The 20,801-nt window shown below is 42.2% G+C and carries 22 protein-coding genes; 10 read left to right on the top strand and 12 right to left on the bottom strand.

All coding sequences use genetic code 11. From position 1 onward, the window contains the following. Positions 1 to 4: 4 nt before the first annotated feature. From NTU69_08145 to NTU69_08175, 7 genes are all read right to left on the bottom strand, one after another. Complete coding sequence (locus tag NTU69_08145) at positions 5 to 424, bottom strand: hypothetical protein (protein MCX5803483.1); 420 nt, start codon at positions 422 to 424, stop codon at positions 5 to 7. Between the two features lie 3 nt (positions 425 to 427). Continuing rightward, entirely contained in the window at positions 428 to 679 is a 252-nt protein-coding gene (locus NTU69_08150) for a hypothetical protein (protein ID MCX5803484.1), read from the bottom strand. Then, positions 667 to 3,123, bottom strand: coding sequence for a DUF3854 domain-containing protein (locus NTU69_08155; GenBank protein MCX5803485.1), 2,457 nt, complete (start codon positions 3,121 to 3,123; stop codon positions 667 to 669). The genes NTU69_08150 and NTU69_08155 overlap by 13 nt, the downstream gene beginning before the upstream one ends. Beyond that, positions 3,104 to 3,382 (bottom strand): hypothetical protein, encoded by a 279-nt coding sequence (locus NTU69_08160; GenBank protein ID MCX5803486.1) that lies wholly within the window; start codon positions 3,380 to 3,382, stop codon positions 3,104 to 3,106. Before NTU69_08160 ends, NTU69_08155 begins: the two co-directional genes overlap by 20 nt. Before the next feature lie 99 nt (positions 3,383 to 3,481). Continuing rightward, complete coding sequence (locus NTU69_08165) at positions 3,482 to 4,549, bottom strand: hypothetical protein (protein MCX5803487.1); 1,068 nt, start codon at positions 4,547 to 4,549, stop codon at positions 3,482 to 3,484. A 43-nt stretch (positions 4,550 to 4,592) separates the two neighbouring features. Beyond that, positions 4,593 to 4,973: a DUF2845 domain-containing protein gene (locus NTU69_08170; protein MCX5803488.1), complete on the bottom strand. Its 381-nt coding sequence runs from the start codon at positions 4,971 to 4,973 to the stop codon at positions 4,593 to 4,595. Positions 4,974 to 5,125: 152 nt separating this feature from the next. Further along, complete coding sequence (locus tag NTU69_08175; protein ID MCX5803489.1) at positions 5,126 to 5,362, bottom strand: hypothetical protein; 237 nt, start codon at positions 5,360 to 5,362, stop codon at positions 5,126 to 5,128. A 320-nt stretch (positions 5,363 to 5,682) separates the two neighbouring features. Here NTU69_08175 and NTU69_08180 point away from each other — a divergent pair, with 320 nt between their 5' ends. The 6 genes from NTU69_08180 to pssA are packed head-to-tail and all read left to right on the top strand — an operon-like array spanning position 5,683 to position 10,513. Further along, a complete protein-coding gene (locus NTU69_08180) occupies positions 5,683 to 5,889 on the top strand; it encodes a DUF465 domain-containing protein (protein MCX5803490.1) in 207 nt (68 codons plus the stop codon). Next, positions 5,890 to 7,581, top strand: a complete 1,692-nt coding sequence (gene ilvB, locus NTU69_08185) for a biosynthetic-type acetolactate synthase large subunit (protein MCX5803491.1) — start codon at positions 5,890 to 5,892, stop codon at positions 7,579 to 7,581. Between the two features lie 9 nt (positions 7,582 to 7,590). After that, entirely contained in the window at positions 7,591 to 8,118 is a 528-nt protein-coding gene (ilvN, locus tag NTU69_08190) for an acetolactate synthase small subunit (GenBank protein ID MCX5803492.1), read from the top strand. Further along, positions 8,111 to 9,109 carry a ketol-acid reductoisomerase gene (gene ilvC, locus NTU69_08195; GenBank protein MCX5803493.1) on the top strand — a complete coding sequence of 333 codons (999 nt, stop codon included), beginning with the start codon at positions 8,111 to 8,113 and terminating at the stop codon, positions 9,107 to 9,109. The genes ilvN and ilvC overlap by 8 nt, the downstream gene beginning before the upstream one ends. Next, positions 9,106 to 9,765: a phosphatidylserine decarboxylase family protein gene (locus NTU69_08200; GenBank protein ID MCX5803494.1), complete on the top strand. Its 660-nt coding sequence runs from the start codon at positions 9,106 to 9,108 to the stop codon at positions 9,763 to 9,765. The genes ilvC and NTU69_08200 overlap by 4 nt, the downstream gene beginning before the upstream one ends. After that, complete coding sequence (pssA, locus tag NTU69_08205; protein MCX5803495.1) at positions 9,746 to 10,513, top strand: CDP-diacylglycerol--serine O-phosphatidyltransferase; 768 nt, start codon at positions 9,746 to 9,748, stop codon at positions 10,511 to 10,513. Before NTU69_08200 ends, pssA begins: the two co-directional genes overlap by 20 nt. On the opposite strand, the gene NTU69_08210 is transcribed toward pssA, so the two are convergent. Then, complete coding sequence (locus NTU69_08210; protein ID MCX5803496.1) at positions 10,452 to 11,225, bottom strand: HAD-IA family hydrolase; 774 nt, start codon at positions 11,223 to 11,225, stop codon at positions 10,452 to 10,454. The genes pssA and NTU69_08210 overlap by 62 nt on opposite strands. A gap of 108 nt (positions 11,226 to 11,333) precedes the next feature. On the opposite strand from NTU69_08210, the gene NTU69_08215 reads away from it, so the two are divergent. From NTU69_08215 to argJ, 3 genes are all read left to right on the top strand, one after another. After that, positions 11,334 to 11,804, top strand: coding sequence for an HAD family hydrolase (locus NTU69_08215; GenBank protein ID MCX5803497.1), 471 nt, complete (start codon positions 11,334 to 11,336; stop codon positions 11,802 to 11,804). 99 nt (positions 11,805 to 11,903) lie between these two features. Continuing rightward, complete coding sequence (gene secA / locus NTU69_08220) at positions 11,904 to 14,504, top strand: preprotein translocase subunit SecA (protein ID MCX5803498.1); 2,601 nt, start codon at positions 11,904 to 11,906, stop codon at positions 14,502 to 14,504. Between the two features lie 172 nt (positions 14,505 to 14,676). Continuing rightward, positions 14,677 to 15,825 (top strand): bifunctional glutamate N-acetyltransferase/amino-acid acetyltransferase ArgJ, encoded by a 1,149-nt coding sequence (gene argJ, locus NTU69_08225; GenBank protein MCX5803499.1) that lies wholly within the window; start codon positions 14,677 to 14,679, stop codon positions 15,823 to 15,825. A 296-nt stretch (positions 15,826 to 16,121) separates the two neighbouring features. Here the strand turns inward: argJ and NTU69_08230 are convergent, their stop codons facing one another. Beyond that, positions 16,122 to 16,448 (bottom strand): hypothetical protein, encoded by a 327-nt coding sequence (locus NTU69_08230; GenBank protein MCX5803500.1) that lies wholly within the window; start codon positions 16,446 to 16,448, stop codon positions 16,122 to 16,124. Positions 16,449 to 16,777: 329 nt separating this feature from the next. Next, positions 16,778 to 17,845, bottom strand: a complete 1,068-nt coding sequence (locus NTU69_08235) for a tartrate dehydrogenase (protein MCX5803501.1) — start codon at positions 17,843 to 17,845, stop codon at positions 16,778 to 16,780. Between the two features lie 396 nt (positions 17,846 to 18,241). Here NTU69_08235 and NTU69_08240 point away from each other — a divergent pair, with 396 nt between their 5' ends. Further along, complete coding sequence (locus NTU69_08240; GenBank protein MCX5803502.1) at positions 18,242 to 18,409, top strand: hypothetical protein; 168 nt, start codon at positions 18,242 to 18,244, stop codon at positions 18,407 to 18,409. A gap of 6 nt (positions 18,410 to 18,415) precedes the next feature. On the opposite strand, the gene NTU69_08245 is transcribed toward NTU69_08240, so the two are convergent. After that, on the bottom strand, positions 18,416 to 19,840 hold the full coding sequence (locus NTU69_08245; protein MCX5803503.1) for an anion permease: 1,425 nt from the start codon (positions 19,838 to 19,840) through the stop codon (positions 18,416 to 18,418). 231 nt (positions 19,841 to 20,071) lie between these two features. Continuing rightward, positions 20,072 to 20,801 (bottom strand): transposase (locus tag NTU69_08250; GenBank protein MCX5803504.1); only part of this gene is annotated, 730 nt, incomplete at its 5' end.

Consider the following 20,801-nt stretch of genomic DNA (forward strand, 5'->3'; position numbering starts at 1 on the left):
CCCCCTATTTATAAACTTTGCGCCTGATTATTATTTCTTCCAGGGCTTGAAGCCTGTCTTCAACTTCTTCAATTTCTCTTAATCTTAAACAATGCGTTAAAAGGTCATTCGCTGCCCTTCTCTTAACAGATTCATCCTTACTGTTGAGGCATTCCATAAGCACTTCTACAGCCTTCCTGATTGAGGTCTTTAAATTCGATAAGCCTTCTTGGATTACCTCATTACGTTGACGTGTAAGCTCGTCTTTGTAGTTTGGGTCTTGTAACCACCCATAAAAGGTAGTTTTAGGGACGTCTGCTTGTTTACACCCGTCCTCTATTGATTTTGCATTGAGGATACAGGATATAGACCTTAACTGCCTATCAGTAAGCTGTACGATTTCGCATGTTTTCGGACTCAGCATTTTGTTATCCCTTATTTCCATAACTTAATCTCCATTGTTAAAAAGAATCCCCTGTACGTGCTTAACTGGAGGGTTCTGTTGTCTGCTTTTATCGTTGAACATCCTTTCAGCATATAGGACATATTCATCAAGGATAGCTGCCGTTTCATCTTTGTTAAGGTGCCGTGCATATCCCTTGTCAACCAACCCCTGTTCATTCGGAGTTCTGAACATCTCACCTGGTTGAAGAATTTCGCCATTGAGTTTTAAAAGTCTGAGAGTTTTTAGTATTCCCATTTTTCGCCCTCGATTTCTGGAATGTCATCTTCAGGAATAAAAATATTATCATCTGTCATTAAATTAATGGCCTCGACGGCGCAATGGCAAGACTGTTTATTATCAACACTTTCTGGCGTGCCATTAGTTTTTACGCTAATGGCGCTAATGGCATTGTCGGCATCTTGCGCCATCAAATCTGCTGTTGCGCCATTACCACTTTTTTCAATGGCATCCTGTAAAGTGGCGTCTGTATTGCTTTCTGCCGTTGCGCCATTAAAGTCATCAATTTTATAACGTTTCAAAATATTATTTAAATGTTCACGGTCAAAAAGGTATTTGTGTTTATTCCCTGAGCGTCCCAGTTTTTTAGTATAAAGGTAAAGTTTGTTGACGGTTCGGCCTGCCCATCGTACCTGGTCTTTTTTCTTAAATTCTTCAATATCCGGCAAGTCCATTTTTTCTGTAATCTCTGTCGTGGTAAAGACGCCCTGCCCTGAATAGCCCAGGAGGTCATCAATCGCCTGGATTAGTTTTTCTTCCAGTTCGCTCAACCCTGTCTGAGTTTCCAGCATACTCTCCAGAAATGCATTTTTAATGGTCTGTCTTTCTTCTTCCAGCACATTTTCAAGAGTAAGGATAGTATCTAAGGGTCTCCACAATTCCCTTATTCTTTGCGTCATGTCCAGGCCGGCTGTCTGGTAAATTTCCCTTACCTCTCGCCATTGAGTGAGTAATAACCGGTAAAGTTTATCCCGTAATTCTCCCCAGATAGGAAGGAAGGGTTCAGGATAACAATATTCCCTTGCGGCCCGTATCATAATAATTTCTATGCATCTATCTTTGAGATCTGAATCTATCTCTTTAATTGATGCAAAGGCTTTCGGTGAATAGGTCTCAAATTCAACCACCTTTCGGCTTTTATTCGTAATATGAACAATACGTCTTTTACCGCCCCCTGGTGTGTAGCTGTCGGCAAGGAGACCCAAAAGTTCAATATTCTGTTTTTGTGAAAGTATCTCTGCCTGATCCATGAGAAAGGTTGCCCTTACTCCGTCTATACTATCAGACATTGATGGTACTGAGATACCCTTCACCTTTATGGCATTAAAGGTAAGCAGGTTTAACAAGTCAAGCATCCGGCTTTTTCCTGACTGCTTTTTTCCGTAGAAAAATAGAAATGGAAAAGCATTGAAAATTCTGTGAAAATAAGTCGCTATGATCCACGCCGCAACAAGTCCATAAAGAGCATTGTTCTGAAACTCAACGTATCTCTTTAATATGCCCTTGATTTCATTGTATAGCTCTTCTGGTGCTATAGGATTTTTTATTAAGTCAAGTATCCCTGCCTTACTCCATTTATCATGTAACGTGATTAAAACACGCTCTCTGACATCAAAAATTATCTTGCCGGTATCTGTTTCAATAAATGATTGCTCATGAAGTTTATATTCGTTATCCTTGCATACAAGATACACATTTCTGGAGTCCGGCCGGTTATCGGTGATCACGGTTTCTTTAAAGCCGATACTTATAAAGCCCTGGTTTATTTCGTATGAGGGATGAGCAATTATGATATTGTCATCGGCAACCGTTACTTCAACCAGTGCATTTGCTTTAAGCGCCTTTCTGATTGAATGCACTGAAACACCGATCTGCTTTGATAGAGTCTTGATTAAAATTTCTTGTTCAATCGGATCAACCCCTGCAATCTCGGGTAACAAAAATTTATAGGTTTTATAAGTGGCCTCTTTCGCCCGCTCCATCAAGGTCTTAACCCCTGCAACCGACAAGGTCTTGAAATCCTCGATACTATGGTTTATCAAGTAATCATCAAGCCCCTTTTCGCTTCCCTGTGGGAGTTCCACAATATAAACATCTGCACCCCGTTCTTTCAGTTTATATGCAAGAGAATTGACGGCCTGGACAAGGTTCTTTTTATATCCATGCTTGTTTTTTGATTTCCAGTCGTTATCAGGAATAATGTTAATAATTCTGTCCTGAAGGGCGATAAGGTCAAAGTCCGGTATCAGATTCTTATTCCCATCGCTCCAGTTCCAAAGACCTGAAAGTCCTATGCAGCAAAGCCCCTCTTGACAGGCTTTCAGTGACTTTTTTTCGCCTTCCGTGAGATATAGCGGTGTGTTCGCATCCTGCAACGCTGGCCGTACCTTCTCGGTAATATAAAGGTGATTGCCTGAGTCCTTCTTCTGAAGGTATTTATGCCGCTTCCCCTGATGCTCGTCATTGTAGAACGCCTTGTAACGCTCAAAACCGTCGCATCCAGGATAAGGAAATGCTAAAAGGGATTGAATCCCTTGCCCGTTCCAGCCAAGTTTCTTAGGAATGTCTGAGGGTCTTACGCTGTAAATCTTGGCTTCTTGAATAGTCTTATCGGATAGCCCGGAATCCCGTTGTAAATTCTGATGGTGGAGAGGGTGAAGGCTACTTTGTATTGTATCCATTGTTACTTTCTCCTCTATCTTCTGTCTTTTTTCTTTTATACATTTCTGCTCTGAGTTTTTTTATTGACTCGGCATAGGCGTAGGCTTCTACGAAACCACCTGAGTTAAAATCGTTCAGGCATTGGTAAAGGACATCATTCGCAGGGAATACAAACTCAATCATCCCATTCGATTTTTCGTATGTTGGCTCGATTTTTAATTTTGCTCCGATGATACTGGCAATGTAAATGTTAGGTGTTTTGAAAAGTCCTGATTTCATATTTCATCTCTCCTTTAACCGTTTTTCTATTATTTATTGTTATAGCAGAGGGTAAGTATTACCTTGCAAATCCCTAAATTTTATAAGTGCTTGGTAATACTAAAAAAGGGGGTCTTTTAAAACTTTGGTAGGTTCGGAAAGTAGCCTAAGCCTTGGATACGTCCAATCGGGGGGATACTCAGTTTTTAGACTATCAAGAAAGTCTCGTATTTGATCTTCAGGTATACTTTTAAGTATGTTTTGTATCTGAGCTTTTTTTTCTTTCAATTGAAGCCATTCCCTGTCGATACGGCGATAAAGAAGTGAATATATTCCATATAGAAGCCAGATTTTCCCCTGTGGTGTTACTTGTTTAGTGAAGTGATGACATGTTTTATTTGAGTATCCAAGGTCTTTATATGTTTTGCCATTCAGGAATTTAATAAATTTATGCCAACTATTTTTAAAGTCAGGCCTATTGGTAGATTTTCGTTTATATTGTTCCCATGCGGGCAGGAAACGGATAGAATATTTATCAAACACATCTACAAACCATCGTCTTGTTTCAAGTTGTGGATGCGTTTCAAAGAGGTGCTTTACCTGGTAATCAAGGGCCGCCCTGAAATATTTGATGAAATGCATTACCCCATGGTTATTGAGCGTAGAAAAAGAAAACGAGCTGGGTGGCATTTTAAAATATCTTTTCATGTAGTCGTATGATTTCTCGCTCTCAAGCTTATATTTCTCAAGGAGGTAACTCTTATCTATTATCAAATCAAATATCTCTATGTCGCCAAACTTTACACGTGTAGCTGCATTATAGGAAATATATACCAGCTTGAGATCTTCATAATTTTTGTCTCTAACTCGCCATATCCCTTTTTTTAATGAAGCTTTTGTAAGGACTCCTCTTTTTTGCCTGATACTGAGGGAAGAAATAAAGTTGTCAATTGCTGAGTCTTCATCTTTTTTTCTATCCTTTTTGAATTGTGATAGCATGGCATAAAACTGTTCTTCGCTGGGAAATGTTAGACCATAGCCAATAGCATCTCTAAAATTATTGTAAAGAATCCAAGGAGAGCGTCGAAAATCGTGAAGGTGTGTTCCTATGGTAGTTAGTTCTATAAGGAAATTTCCAACACTGTCTTTTAACTTTTTATCAAGGATGTAATCTTTTTCTTTTTCCATTTCCTATCCCCGAATCTCAGGGTCTTATGTTACTTATATAGTTCTATTGGGGCCCACATTTTCTTTTCCCTGTACCACGACTGGTAGACTCAATTTTTATAAGTCTGTCCCCTTCAAAAGTCAACGCATTAACAAAAACGTCAGCACCGCAGTCATAGTACCATATATCTATATTCGTGGCCTGTTCGCTGTAATCTGCTGCCCCGTAAGTTTGCCTCCCCACCTGTCTACTCCCAAACCGAAGGTCGCCCACTATCGCTATCTTCCCTCCTCCAACCCAATGAGGGTTGCCACATCTCATAACAACGGTTGCCTTGCTTTCTCCTGTGCTAACAATTTCACTACCACATCTAAACGTATCGGCAAAAAGAGTAGCAGGAAAGTATACAAACGTTGCTAATATAATGAAAAATATGTAATACATAATAACACCTCTCTTTTTATTTCTTTGATGTTAATGAATCAATATATAATTGTTTTGTATCTCTCGATATACTAATTGCGAGAATATATATAAGTATCTCTAATCCCAATATTGCACCAAGCATACATTGTATAAAAAGCATAATCTCTCCTTTATTTATTGGCTTTCTTTTCCAATATATAAATAAGAAAACCGCATATTATAGCTACAATAACCCACTGGATAATGAGGGTTGAAATATCTATCTGTGTAAACTGTGGAGGATTAAAAATAAAAGCATATCCGTGTCTGACTATTACCCCTCTTATTCTTGCAATCCACGGCGGGAATATCCCCATAAGAACTATAACGCCTACTCCTATAGATATTATGATTTTCTTTGTCTTCATTTGTTACACCCCCTTTCTATGTAACTCTTTTATTCTATTGTGATATTGTACTCAACAAATGTCAATGAGAAAAAGGCAAGCGAGTATGGCTCATGGGGGAAGCTATTGAGTAACCATACCCGCACGCTTTTTCTGTGAAATGATTTCCTTCTAACCGATTTCTAACGAAGTAACATAAAACAGGCAAAACCAGTGCTACAAGACAGACATGCTTTTTTTGTAGACTTATTGAAATGATTGACGTTGTCTCAGATTGCTTGATACTGCTCGTGCAACCATATAATATTTGACATTTTTCAATATATTTTATACCATATCGCATGGAAAAGGGCGAAAGCAAAGAGGATATTTACAACAGGGCGAAAAACCAGCATGCAATCCTTGACAGAAGGTTGCAGATGTTACTTAAAAAACCATACCTTACCGAAGATGAAGAGATGGAGGTCAAGGTATTAAAAAAGCAAAAGCTTTATTTTAAGGATATTATGGAACGTATAAGCGATGAATTAAAAAAAGGAGAGGCTTAATTGAAGAAGACCGGGGCACAGATATTTGTAGAATCATTAAAAATGGAAGGTGTGGACACGATATTCTGCTATCCTGGCGGTGCTACCCTGAACATAACAGATGCATTCCATTACTCTGATATAAAACAGATCGTGGTAAGACATGAGCAGGGTGCAGTCCATGCATCAGATGGATATGCACGGGCCTCAGGCAGGGTCGGGGTGTCTCTTGTTACATCAGGACCCGGGGCAACAAACACTGTTACAGGTATTGCTACAGCGTACATGGACTCCATACCCATCGTGATCTTTTCGTGTCAGGTGAATACAATGCTCATAGGGAACGATGCCTTTCAAGAGGCCGATATCGTTGGGATTACAAGACCATGTACGAAACACAGCTATCTTGTAAAAGATGTAAAGGACCTCGCAAGAATTGTTAAAGAAGCCTTCTACATTGCAAAATCAGGAAGGCCCGGACCTGTGCTTGTTGATATCCCTAAAGATGTATCTGCAGCCTTATGGGAATTCAAATATCCCGAAAAGGTGTATATAAGAAGCTATCAACCCACATATATCGGGCATCCCGGCCAGATAAAGAGGGCTATGAAGCTTATTGCCTCCTCAAAAAGACCCGTCCTCTACACAGGTGGCGGTATCATCTTATCAGGGGCATCTATTGAACTTATAAAATTTGCAGAGGCGCTTTCCATACCGGTGACGAATACCCTTATGGGGCTTGGTGGTTTCCCGGGCAACCATCCTCTATTTTTAGGTATGCTCGGCATGCACGGGACCTATGCGGCAAACATGGCCATCACAAGCTCTGATGTGATTATTGCCATGGGGGCAAGGTTTGATGACAGGGCAACAGGAAAGGTTGATGAGTTTGCGCCCCACGCAAAGATTATTCATGTAGACATAGACCCAACATCGATTAGCAAAAACATAAGGGTTGATGTACCAATCGTGGGAGATACAAAAAACGTACTTAAAAAGATGATAGAGATAGTTGAAGACGATAAGGAGACCTTCAGGGATTATCCTAATGCTATTTCTGAATGGACAAAGGAGTTAGCAAGGTGGAAAAAGGAATACCCCCTTACCTATGTGAGAAATGGTACACTGAAACCCCAATATGTCATTGAAAGGATATATGAGCTGACAAAAGGAAAGGCAATAATATCCACAGAGGTGGGGCAAAACCAGATGTGGACAGCCCAGTTCTATAAATTTCTCAAGCCGAGAAGCATTATAACCTCCGGCGGCCTCGGTACAATGGGTTTTGGATTTCCTGCAAGCATAGGTGCACAGGTTGCTTTCCCTAAAATGCTCGTAATCGACATAGCCGGTGATGGCAGTATCCAGATGAATATACAGGAACTTGCAACAGCGGTTCAGTTTAAACTTCCTGTTAAGGTAGTTATACTGAATAACGGATACCTCGGGATGGTAAGACAATGGCAGGAATTTTTCTATGAAAAAAGATACACATGGACACACCTTGAATGCACCCCTGATTTTGTAAAGCTTGCAGAGGCATATGGTGCAGCAGGATACAGAATAGAAAGGGAAGATGAGGTAGATACTATATTAAAAGAGGCCTTTCATAATAATAAACCTACCCTTATTGATGTTCGCGTGAATCCAGAGGAATCAGTCTATCCAATGGTTCCAGCAGGGGCCTCGCTAAGAGAGATGCTTCTCGTTTAGGAGGAAAAATTGAGACACATAGTATCCGTACTTGTTGAGAATGAGTTCGGTGTTCTTTCAAGAATTGCAGGCTTATTCAGTGGAAGGGGTTTCAATATAGAAAGCCTTTGCGTTGCAGAGACCCTCGATCCCACAATTTCTACAATGACCATTGTTACAAGTGGAAACGATGCGATAATTGAGCAGATATTAAAACAGTTAAACAAACTGATCAACGTGATAAAGGTTGTGGATTTTAAAGAATTGGATTATGTCTCAAGGGAAATGGTCCTTGTGAAGGTAAATGCTGATGAGAAGACCCGGGAAGAGATCCTCAGGATGATAGAGATATTCAGGGGACGAGTAATAGATGTATCCCCAAAGACGTACACGATAATGATTACAGGGGATGAAGAAAAACTTAAGGCCTTTTTAACCCTTATAAAACCGCTCGGCATTAAGGAGCTTGTAAGAACAGGACCCATTGCCGTTGCAAGAGGGGATAAAACTATTAAGATGAATGAAAAACAGTCTAAAGGAGGAGAAGAGAATGGCTAAAATGTATTATGACAAGGATGCAGACCTTGGGATACTGAAGGGTTCAAAGGTTGCGATCATCGGATACGGAAGCCAGGGGCATGCCCAGGCACAAAACCTAAGGGACAGCGGGGTAAAGGTTATTGTTGCCGAGCTTGAAGGAACCCCAAACTATAAACTTGCCAAGGAGCATGGCTTCAAGCCTGTAAGTGCATCTGAGGCATCCAGAGAGGCGGATATAGTCCAGATACTTGCACCAGATCAAGCCCAGGCAGAGTTATATAAAAATGAAATAGAGAAAAATATGAAAAGGGGTAAAACCCTTGTATTCTCTCATGGATTCAATATCCATTTCGGGCAGATTGTCCCACCTGTTGATATCGATGTTATCATGATAGCCCCGAAAGGTCCGGGGCACCTTGTAAGAAGGGAATTTGTGGGGGGCGCTGGTGTTCCTTCACTGATAGCGGTTTACCAGGATTATACAAAAAAGGCAAAGAGGAAGGCCCTCGCCTACGCCAAAGGAATCGGGGCAACAAGGGCGGGTGTCATAGAGACCACCTTTAAAGAAGAGACTGAGACAGACCTATTCGGAGAGCAGGCAGTATTGTGTGGCGGGGCAACAGAACTCGTTAAGGCAGGTTTTGATACGTTGGTCGAGGCAGGTTATCAGCCTGAAATTGCATACTTTGAGTGCCTTCATGAGCTCAAGCTCATCGTGGATTTGATGTATGAGGGTGGAATATCATATATGCGTTATTCCATAAGTGACACGGCAGAGTATGGAGATATGACAAGGGGTAAAAGGATAATTTCCGAAGAGACAAGGGAAGAGATGAGGATGATGCTTGAAGAGATACAGAGCGGTGAGTTTGCAAGGGAGTGGATACTTGAGAATATGGCTAAAAGACCCGTATATAATGCCCTGAAAAAAATAGAGAGCGAGCACTTAATAGAGAAGGTGGGGAAACAACTCCGGTCTATGATGGGCTGGATTGGGAGAAAGGGTTGAGAGAAACGCCTATCGCGAGGGAAGGGCTAAAATTTATAGTCCCTTCCCTCTTTTTTTCTATTCTTTTCTTTATATTCCACATCCAGATCTTTTTTATTATAAGTTTTGCGTTCTTCCTTTCCTGTCTTTTTTTCTTCAGAAACCCCAAAAGAATACCAAAAGACGCTTCTGGGAGCCTCATTTCACCGGCAGATGGGAAGATAATGGAAATCAAGGAGATGGTTGAAGGGGAGTTTATGGGGGTCGAGACAAAACGGATAAGTATATTTATGTCCCTCACAAGCGTTCACGTAAATAGGGCCCCCTCGGAAGGTCGTGTATCAAAGGTAATGCACAGAGACGGTAAATTTGCCCTTGCCTTTAGAAAGGATATAGAGAAACAAAATGAGAGGAACTACATCCTTATTGAAGAGGGGGATAAAAGGATTCTTTTAGTTCAAATCGCAGGATTTTTAGCAAGACGCATTACCAGTTATGTGAAGGAAGGAGACTATGTAAAAAGGGGTGACCCTGTTGGAATTATTGCCTTTGGTTCAAGGGTAGATATTTATCTTCCAATCGGGTATGAACCTGTGGTAACATTGAATGATAAGGTAATGGCTGGAGTGACACCTCTGGCAAGAAAGAAGGGGGAACATGAAGAAAAGAAAACGTAGAGGTATCTATCTTTTACCAAATATTTTGACTTCAATGAGCCTGTTCTCAGGTTTTTACTCTATTGTTGCGACTATTGATAAAAAGTTTGTTTACGCCAGTATTGCGATATTCATCTCCTGTGTCTTTGACATGCTGGATGGTAAAGTGGCACGGATGACGCGTTCAAGTAGTAAGTTCGGTGTCGAATACGACTCCTTATCCGATTTAATAGCCTTTGGTATAGCCCCGGGACTGCTCGCCTATATGTGGGCACTAAAGGGCTATGGAAGATTCGGCTGGCTTGCCGCATTCCTCTATGTGGCGTGCGGGGCATTAAGGCTCGCCCGGTTCAATGTCCAGGTAGACACCATCCAGAAAAAGCAGTTTCTTGGTCTCCCGATACCGGCAGCTGGGGCGGTAATTGCAGGGAGCGTGCTTTTCTATTCATGGTTCGGCTATCACGGGGAACTAAAAACAATACTTATGCCGATCCTGATTTACATCCTTGCCTTTCTCATGGTAAGCGATGTTCGTTATTTAAGCTCGAAAGAGATGGGATTTTTCAAGAGAAGACCATTCCGTACAACAGTAGCAGCTATTACAACCCTTGTAATAATATTTATAGAACCAGAAATTATGCTATTCATATTATCCTTTGCTTACCTCTTATCGGGACCTGTATACACACTTTTAAGGGGTAAGAAGATTATCCTTGAGGATACTGCCCGTTCGAAAGAAGCTTCAGAAGAGCAAGATGATCATCTATAAAACCATCTGCCTGTAATTCTTGATTCTTATATGCGATAAACCTGACGCCCGAGGAAAGAGCAGTATCTCTATCTACTTCCGAATCTCCCACATAAAGGGTTTGCTCTCTATCAATGCTCAATGCAGCTAAAATCTTCTCCACAGATTCGGGATCTGGCTTGGGGTTTTTCACATCAAGGGCAGTCACTACCATATCAAAAAAGGGCCAGAGGTCAAACCTTTCCATTATGTGTTCCATCGAGGTAGTCCTGTTTGTGCTTATCGCCCGTGCGATCCCTCTTTTCTCGAGCTGGGCCAGGGTTTCAAGGATATTTGGTTCCATCTTCAAATAGACAATAAATTCTTTGAAGTCTACCTGTTCTTTCAAAAACTCTATTGCCCTCTTCTCTGATGCCTCATCATCCCTAAACATATGGTGGATTGACTCATAGACTGTATGGGTGTGGCAGTATTTTAATTCATTTTCCGTGAGAGGTGGCCTTCCCATTGATGTTGCGATGAGGTTGTACAATCTCCCATTGGCTTCGAGAGAGTCAAAGAGCACACCATCACAATCGTATATCACGCAACTAATCTGCCACTTAGGTTTAATGAAGGGGTCGAGGGGTCGAGGGCCTGCGACGAGCTCAGCCGAGACGGTCGAGGGGTCGAGTGTTTTACCACTTGAATCCTTGAATCCTTGACCCCTTGACCCCTTTAGAGAATTTTTCATGGACAAGAGTTTAACCGTATTTGAGAAAAAATCAAGTAGAAAATTTATAGTTCTAAATCTCTCAGTTTATGTTACAATAGTATGCCAAATAACTTTAGGGGGTAAGGTATGATTAGTGTTTCCATTCCTGGATGGGGTGACCTCGATATAGAGTATCTTGTGGTTGATTATAATGGAACATGCGCATTTGACGGAAAACTAAAAGAAGGTGTCAAAGAACTGATGGAAAAGGTTGCAAGGTACATCAAGGTATTTATAATAACATCGGATACCTATGAAAACATTGATACTGAAGGGAATACAATAGGCTTTAGCATTATTAAGGTTGGAAAGGAAGGAAGTGGCAAGGAAAAGGCAAGGATAATAAGGGAGCTTGGACCTGAAAAGATAATTGCCATAGGGAATGGTGCCAACGATGCCATGATGTTAAAAGAGGCAGCCCTCGGTATTGGTGTCATCGGTGAAGAAGGCAGCGCAAATTCCCTGATCAAAGAGGCAGACCTTGTTGTAAACAGTATTGCAGATGCCTTTAATGTTGTTCTCCATCCAGAGAGATTGGTGGCTACCCTGAGGGATTGAGAGATAGTCAAACCTTTAATACAGGGTTTAGGGTATAGGGTATAGTAACTAACCCCTAACCCCTGTCTCCTAACCCTTAAGTATAAAACAGGATTCAGCATGATTGGCAATATCCTAAAAAAGATTATTGGAACTAAAAACGAAAGGGAATTAAAGAGAATTCAGCCTATCGTTGATAAGGCAAATACCCTCGAGGAAGGATTAAAGGGCCTTTCAGACGATGAGCTAAAAAGAAAGACCCCCCTGTTCAAAGAGAGGATTGAAAGGGGTGAAGACCTTGATGCCCTTTTACCAGAAGCCTTTGCCCTGGTCAGGGAGGTGGCAAGACGGACAATAAATATGAGGCATTTTGACGTTCAACTTGTAGGAGGTGTTGTCCTCCATGAAGGCAAGATTGCTGAAATGGCAACAGGAGAGGGGAAGACCCTTGTTGCAACACTCCCTGTATATCTCAACGCACTCACAGGTCTGGGTGTCCATGTGATAACCGTCAACGACTACCTTGCAAAAAGGGATACCCAGTGGATGGGCCCCATATATAAATTTCTTGGTCTCTCTGTGGATACCATTGTTCATGGCCTTGACGACGATGAAAGAAAAAAGGCTTATGCATGTGATGTAACCTATGGGACCAACAATGAATTTGGATTCGATTACCTAAGGGACAATATGAGATACACACTCGATGAATGTGTGCAAAGGGAATTCAACTATGCGATAGTTGATGAGGTTGACAGCATCCTTATCGATGAAGCAAGGACACCGCTTATCATTTCAGGTCCTGCAGAGGAATCAACGGACAAATACTATAAAATCAACAGGCTCGTGTATCAGCTCAAGAAAGACAAAGATTTTATGGTAGATGAAAAGGCAAAAAGTGCCTACCTCACAGAGGAGGGGGTGGCAAAGGTTGAAAGGCTTATCAATATTGACAATCTTTATGACCCGAAATACGTTGACCTCCTGCACCATATAAATCAGGCCTTAAGGGCGCACTATTTATTCAGCAGGGACGTTGATTACATAGTAAAGGATGGGCAGGTTATCATAGTAGACGAGTTTACAGGAAGACTCATGCCGGGCAGGCGTTTCAGCGACGGTGTTCATCAGGCGCTGGAGGCGAAGGAAAATGTCAAGATCGAGAGGGAGAATCAAACACTCGCAACCATTACATTTCAGAATTACTTCAGAATGTATAAAAAACTCGCTGGCATGACAGGCACAGCGGATACTGAAGCCCTTGAGTTCAAAAAGATTTACAACCTTGATGTTATTGTAATACCGACAAATGTACCACTTATAAGAACCAATTATACAGATGTCATTTACAGGACTGAAAAAGAAAAATTTAAGGCTGTGGTGGGTGAGATAGAAGAGCTTTACAAAAAGGGAAGGCCTGTACTTGTTGGAACACTCTCGATAGATAAGTCTGAGAGGGTATCTGAAATGTTGAAGAGAAAGGGGATACCCCATCATATCCTGAATGCAAAAAACCACGAAAGCGAGGCAGAGGTCGTTGCCCAGGCAGGCAGATCAAGGGCGGTAACAATATCCACGAATATGGCAGGAAGGGGAACTGATATCCTTCTTGGCGGAAATCCAGTGTTTCTCGCACTCACTATGTGCAAAGGGCAAAAGGACACAGAAGAATACATCAAAGCACTCGAAGAGGCAAAAAGGATATGCGAGAAAGACAAGGAAGGGGTAATAAGGCCCGGTGGATTACACATCCTTGGAACAGAAAGACACGAATCGAGAAGGATAGACAACCAGTTAAGGGGAAGGTCAGGGAGGCAGGGAGACCCGGGTTCTTCAAGGTTCTATGTATCCCTGGAGGATGAAATTATGAGGCTTTTTGGTTCCGACAGGGTCTCACCAATTCTCGGCAAACTCGGCATGAAAGAAGATATGCCAATAGAACACCCCTTCATCACAAAGGCCATAGAAAACGCCCAGACCAAGGTAGAGGGACACAACTTTGAGATACGAAAATATCTCCTTGAGTATGATAATGTGATGAACAAACAGAGGGAAACAGTATACGGGATGAGAAGAGAGGTCATGAAGGATGGCAACGTAAAGGACCATATATATGATATGATAGAAGAGATATGCGAAAACCTTGTGTATGAGTATGCCCCGGAGAAGGTATATCCAGAAGAGTGGGATCTTCAGTCTCTCAAGAACAGGATTTATGAAACATTCTTCTTTCACATAGACCTTGATTCAACAGATATAAAAACTATTACAAGGGAAGGGTTAATAGACATAGTAGAAGAGAAGGTTTTTTCTGTCTATAAAGAGAAGGATAAATTGTTCGGTGAAGACGAACTCAGGGCTATAGAGCAATTTATCACACTAAACTCACTCGATACGCACTGGAAGGAGCATCTCCTTTCCCTTGACCATCTGAAGGAGGGCATTGGTCTCAGGGGCTATGGACAGAAGGATCCATTAAGGGAGTATCAAAGGGAGAGTTTTGAACTGTTCCTTGATATGCTGGACAGGGTAAAATATGACACGGTGAAAAAAATGTTTGCAGTTCAACCTGCGAAAGAGGAGATTACCCATAATGAGCCTATCATGTTTATGAACAGGGGGGATGAACGCCCCCTTGAACAGAAGGGAAAGAAGATTGGAAGAAATGACCCCTGCCCATGCGGTAGTGGCAAAAAATATAAGCGGTGCTGCGGGAAGTAGATAGTAAATAACCAATGACCAATAATCAAGCTCCAAATAATATCCAATTTTCAAAGTTTAGGTTATTGGATATTGGAATTTGTCTGGTTATTGGAATTTGGTTATTGGTTATTGTGCTTCAGTGATTGGTTATTGTAATTTGGTTTATTGATTATTTAAAAAAGGGATTATTATGATTTCCGGTATTGAATTTTCAGGCATAGCATCCGGTATTAAGGGTCCAGGGCTCGATCTGGGGCTTGTCCTTTTTAAGGAAGGTATGAATGCTTTATCACTATATACGAGAAACAGGGTAAAAGCCGCTCATATCCTGTATAACAGGAGAATAGAGCATAATCCCATAAGGGCAATACTCGTAAACAGTGGATGTGCTAATGCATGTACAGGAAAAGAGGGCGTATCAGATCTCCAAATAATTGGCAATAAGCTTTCTTCTTTGCTTAAGATCAGGAAAGAAGAGATTCTTTTTGCATCAACCGGTGTAATAGGGAGAAGGCTACCAGCCGATAAGATTATTCGTTCTTTGCCGGCCCTTTTAAAAGGCCTCAAAGAGACACACGTGGAGTCCTTTGCAAAGGCTATCATGACAACAGATACCCATCCAAAGATTGTGAGTGAAACCTTCCAGGGGAAAAAGAGGTACAACATCGTAGGGATTGCAAAGGGTTCAGGCATGATAAATCCACTTTTTGCAACGATGCTTGCCTTCATCTTCACAGACTATCCTGCCCGACCTGACAAGATAAAAAGGGGATTTTTAAACTCAGCAAAGGAAACATTTGAACGAATAACGGTGGATGGCGAGTGCAGCACCAACGATACAGTGATGCTCTTCACAAAAAGGGGCGAGGAAGACCCTAAAGGGCTTGATACCTTCAAGGATAAACTCTATTCCGTTATGAAGGAGCTCTCCATGATGGTTGTGAGAGATGGAGAGGGCGCAACAAGGGTTATCCATATACTGGTGAATGGAGCGGAAAAAAAGGAGATAGCCGAGAAGATAGCGAGGAGGATCGCAACCTCATTGCTCACCAAAACCGCATTTTTTGGATGCGACCCGAACTGGGGAAGGATCATAGCGGCAGTTGGCGATGCTAATGTTCCTGTGCAGCCATCAAAGATTGAGGTTATCATGCAGGGGGAACTACTTGTAAAGAATGGAATTGAAGTACCCTTTAATGAAGAATATCTGAAAAAACTGATGAATAAAAAGGACATAGAGCTCGTTGTAAATCTCCATAACGGAAAGGCCTCCTACGACATGTTTACCACTGACCTCACCTACGACTACATCAAGATAAACGCATCGTATAGAAGCTGATTTTAGCTATCAACTATCAGCAATCAACTTTCAGCAATCAGGAAAATCTAAAGCAAAAAAACATATTTACGTATAGCTTCCTGTAATGTTGTTTTTACTACTTCCCCTTAATATGCAATACTTTAAGCGGTAATGGTTAATACTAATGAGAATCTTAACGGAACATCACAATAGAATAAAGATGCTATATAACGAGGAGGAAAGAAGGGGGTGACAAGGAGTTATTGAATAATTAAAGAGTGTCCACATCACCAAAAGGGCCCGGTTAAAGAATCGAGCCCTTTTTTCATTCAATATTATTTGACCTCATAAACTTCAGCAGTATGGCAGTTGATTGTTACCAGACCGGTAAAAATCGATATTACAACATCTAAGAAGGTGTATTTTGTCTCTACCCTCACATTTGTGTTTGCAGGGACTATATCATCAGTCGTGTTATTAGAAATTGGGACTAACCCCCATAAAGCATACCAAACTCTTTTTTCAGCAATTTTTGTGCCTTCCTGGGTGCTCGGTATAAGTTTAGCGTTACCCGTCACATTAATAGTGGAACAACTACTAAACATGGTGATCATAAAACCAAGACAAACGATTGCAGCAATCACTCTGACATGTTTTGACATACATTACCCTCCTTTTTTTATTAGTGATGTTTCTTTTGGTGGAGATTCTAATCTAATGCCCACCCCCCTCATTTTAAGTTTATGTCATTATTTCTACATAATTTCATTGCCATGTCAAGCACTATTAGCGAAACGTTATACTCCATTTCTAACGGTAATTTTCAGATTTTCGTTTGATAGGAATCGTTTAGTAGTAGGTAGGTGAAGTCCAGTATCACAACCTAATCGTACACTGCCTGTCAGGTCAAATTCTAATTTTTACAGATAAAGCTTCCATGTGCTCTTGATGTAGTAAATTTATACGTTCACAAGCGTTTTTCAAATCTTCTTCATTCACATAATTCTTTAGCCACTTCTGCAATAGTTCTCCCCAACTCCTCTGTGGTTGCCGTCCCCCCGAGGTCAGGGGTTTTAATGTTTTTGTTGGCCAGCACTATCTCGATTGCCTTTTCAATCATCTTTGCTGCATCACTATAACCAAGATGGTCAAGCATCATGGCGCCTGACCATATCTGACCGATAGGGTTGGCAATGCCCTTACCTGCTATATCGGGAGCAGAACCATGGACAGGCTCAAACATGGACGGGAAATCCCGTTCAGGGTTCAGGTTCCCTGATGGAGCAATACCAAGGCTTCCTGCAAGAGCCGGTCCAAGATCCGAAAGAATGTCGCCAAAGAGATTACTTCCCACAAGAACATCGAACCTCTCAGGATGGGATACAATGGCTGCTGTGAGGCCGTCTATGTGGTACTGGTCGGCTTTTATCCCGGGGTATTGTTGAGATATTTCTCTGAATATTTCATCCCAGTAAGGCATAGTAAATACAATTCCGTTCGACTTCGTCGCTGATGTGACATGTTTTTTTGGTCGTTTTTTTGCCAGCTCAAAGGCAAACCGTATTATCCTTTCAACGCCCTTACGGGTAAAGATAGATGCCTGTATCACCATTTCCTGCTCAGTTCCGATATACATCTTTCCACCTACATTAGAGTATTCCCCCTCATTGTTTTCTCTTACTACACAGAAGTCTATATCTTCAGGCCTTTTATCCCTCAACGGGCTTATAATACCCTTCAGGAGCCTTACCGGCCTCAGGTTTACGTATTGACAGAATGTCCTTCGTATTGGGATGAGTAAACCCCACAGGGAAATATGATCGGGCACATCAGGAGCCCCCACAGCACCAAGATAGATAGCATCGAATCCTTTTAATGTTTTTAATCCGTCGGAGGGCATCATCTCACCATGTGATGCGTAATATTCACAGCCCCATGGAAAAAATTCCCATTTACATTCGATACCAAACCTTTTTCCAACAGCTTCAATGACCCTGATACCCTCGGGTACTACTTCTTTCCCGATACCATCCCCAGGAATAACGGCTATCCTATGCATATTTCCTCCTAAAATTGCTTGATGTACCCCAATACATTATTTTCCATAAAATGAATTTTAAAGGAAAATGTAAAAAAGGCAACAAAAAAAACAAAGAAAGGCATTACAATAAAAGGCATGACACATACCTTTTTTAGTTTAAAATTTGCTTTATTTTGTGACAACCATGATATATTCTTACTTAAAGTACATTATAGATTACCAAACATATTAAAGGGGGTAAACTTATCATGGAGCCTCCATTCGTCCTCCTTGCATAAAATCATCCTGGGCTGACCAAATATGGATACCCCTTGAGCCGTGAAGTGTGCCTGACGGTAAGAAGAGTCTTTGGTATCTTGATCGGCTGGAGCCGGAAATCTCTTAAATTTTTTGAATATTTTCTCGCGCTAAAGCATGGCAGGATCCGCGGGTGGCGAAGCTGCCATGGGAATTCCTTTGAGATTCAGAGGGCCTTTTAGAACCGGGCCAGAAAAGGAAAAGACATTCAGCGAGGATGATTATGAAAAAATCGCCGAGGGATTCCCAGGATTCAACCGCCCGGGATTTCCCTCGGCATTCTAAAAATTTTTACCACAATCCCAGAACCTTCCACCAAGGGAAACCGATGCCTATCCAGATGGCAATGTTGACGAAGGAGATGATCAGTCCCAATATCCACCATGTTTTCTGGTCCAAATAACCCGCATTAAAGTAAATCGGCGCAGGTCCCGTTCCGTAATGCGTAATCCCGGCATTGAGCGCGGTAAAGAATCCCAATGTCAGGGCCGCCAGGTAGGGGGGAACATTGGCAGCAATGGCTACCGTCAAGAAAGGAACATACATGGCTGTGGTGTGGGCAGTGGTGCTGGCAAAACCATAATGGGCGTAGAAGTAGACCAGCATGAGGATGATCAAGACCGTAAACCACGCCAATCCCCCAGTGGCTCCTCCGACGGCTACGGCAAACCATTTCATAAAGCCGAGAGCGTTCAGTTGACCGGCCATCATGACCAAGCCGCCAAACCAGATAAGGGCATCCCAAGCTCCCTTCTCGGCCAAAACGTCATCCCAGCGGATCACTCGCGTCACCAGCATGACGCCCACCCCAAGGAAAGCTACCGTGGTGGCATCAATCTTGTTCCATTGCCCCGTTACCCATAATGCCAGGATGAGGAAAAAAACAAAGAGCATAATCTTTTCAGTCCGCTTCATGGGCCCCATCTTTTCCAGCTCATTGTGGGCCATCGCCACGGCTTCAGGTGTAGCTTTAATCTCCGGGGGATAAATCTTGTAAAGGAGGTAAGGAACGATGATGAGCGATAGGATGCCCGGGACAATGGCCGCCAGGGCCCACATCCCCCAAGTGATCGGAATATTCGCGGTCTTCATGGCTAGCTCGGCAATCAACGGGTTAGGGGCCATGGAAGTCATAAACATGGCCGAAGTGATGACTGTGGCCTGATACTCCATTATCATCAGGAAAGCACCGATCTTCCGGGCGGTTTCTCCCGGTTCGGATCCAAAAGTGTTCGAAAGAGCCCGGACAATTGGATAAATAATTCCCCCGGCCCGGGCTGTGTTTGAAGGCATGGCCGGGGATAAAACCAGCTCGCTGGCCACCACGGCGTAAGCCAGGCCCAGAGTCTTGCGGCCGAAGGCCCGGATGAACATGTAGGCAACCCTCCTTCCCAGACCTGTGCTGATGAAACCCCGGGCGACCAAAAAGGCCGTGACGATCAACCAGACCGTGCTGTTGGCAAAGCCCGAAAGAGCCGTCCCAATCTTGAGGACTCCGGTGAAGGCAGTCATCATCACTCCAATGATGACCACGCCCCCCATGGGGAGGGGAGTCAGAATCAAACCGAAGATGGTAGCCACGAAGATGGCCAAAAGATGCCAAGCTTCTTTCTTGACCCCGGTGGGTATGGGGGAGTACCAGATAATGAGCCCAATGATAATAACGATAATTCCGCGGACAATCCGCGCCTCCACGCTACGTTCTTTACCGTTCATCTCATTCTCCTCCTAAGGTTATTTAAAAAGAAGTGGCTTTGCTCACATTTTTTCTTAGTTTTCCATTTCTATTACGAACCTCCGCCTATCATTTTAATAATAGCAAAAGCGGTAACAGTTTAGTTTTTCCAAAATCCTGATTTATTAATATACACCCCCCCCAAGTTGTCAAGAGTTTTTTTAGAGACTTTCCCACTTTTTCTGCTAAGAATACCACTATTTTGTTTATAATCAAGATGTTGTCAACTGTCCCACTTTTTCCGCTAAGTTGTTGTTCAGGTAATGTTTGATTTGATAGAGTTTTAGGTGATTCTGTCTACCTCTTTCTATCTTAAAACCACGGCGTACTTTTTCCATCTGTCTCCAGATAGCAATAAGGTTTTCTATATTCCCAGAGCGGGGGATACGCTTATCATCCATATATGTAATCATATACTCAAACTTGGAACTCATTAAAAACTCCATTATCTTTTTAAGATGCCAGAAGTCTCTCCACCATCTCTCCTCATAGATACTATCTCTCTTAGCGTAAGCCTCTGCTTTGCTACTGCTCCCATTAAATATCTGATGAATCTGTTCTTTGAAGATCAGAATAGCCTCAACAGGGGTGCCTCTGTAGAACTCGATTAGTTCAGGAATCACTCTATGGTCTTTGGCTGTCCAGTTATCCATGTTCTTAAGTATCCGCCATTTGTTTTCCCACAGTTCCTTACGGAATGGTTCTAATTCCTCCCCCTTTAATTGCTTTCTAAATTGGAGAAGGGCATTCTTCAGGTGTTTATGGATCTGCTGCATTACATGGAAATAGTCATACTGGATGATTACTTTAGGCCAGACCTTCCTTACCTGTTTCGGATATGCAGCTAATAGGTCAAAGATGATAGCCCAGGGATTAATTCCCAACTCTTTTAGATGCCAGCAGAATTGCTCAATGCTGCCTCTTGAAATAGTACCAGCTCTA

The sequence above is a fragment of the Pseudomonadota bacterium genome (assembly GCA_026388215.1).
Lineage (GTDB): Bacteria > Desulfobacterota > Syntrophorhabdia > Syntrophorhabdales > Syntrophorhabdaceae > JAPLKF01.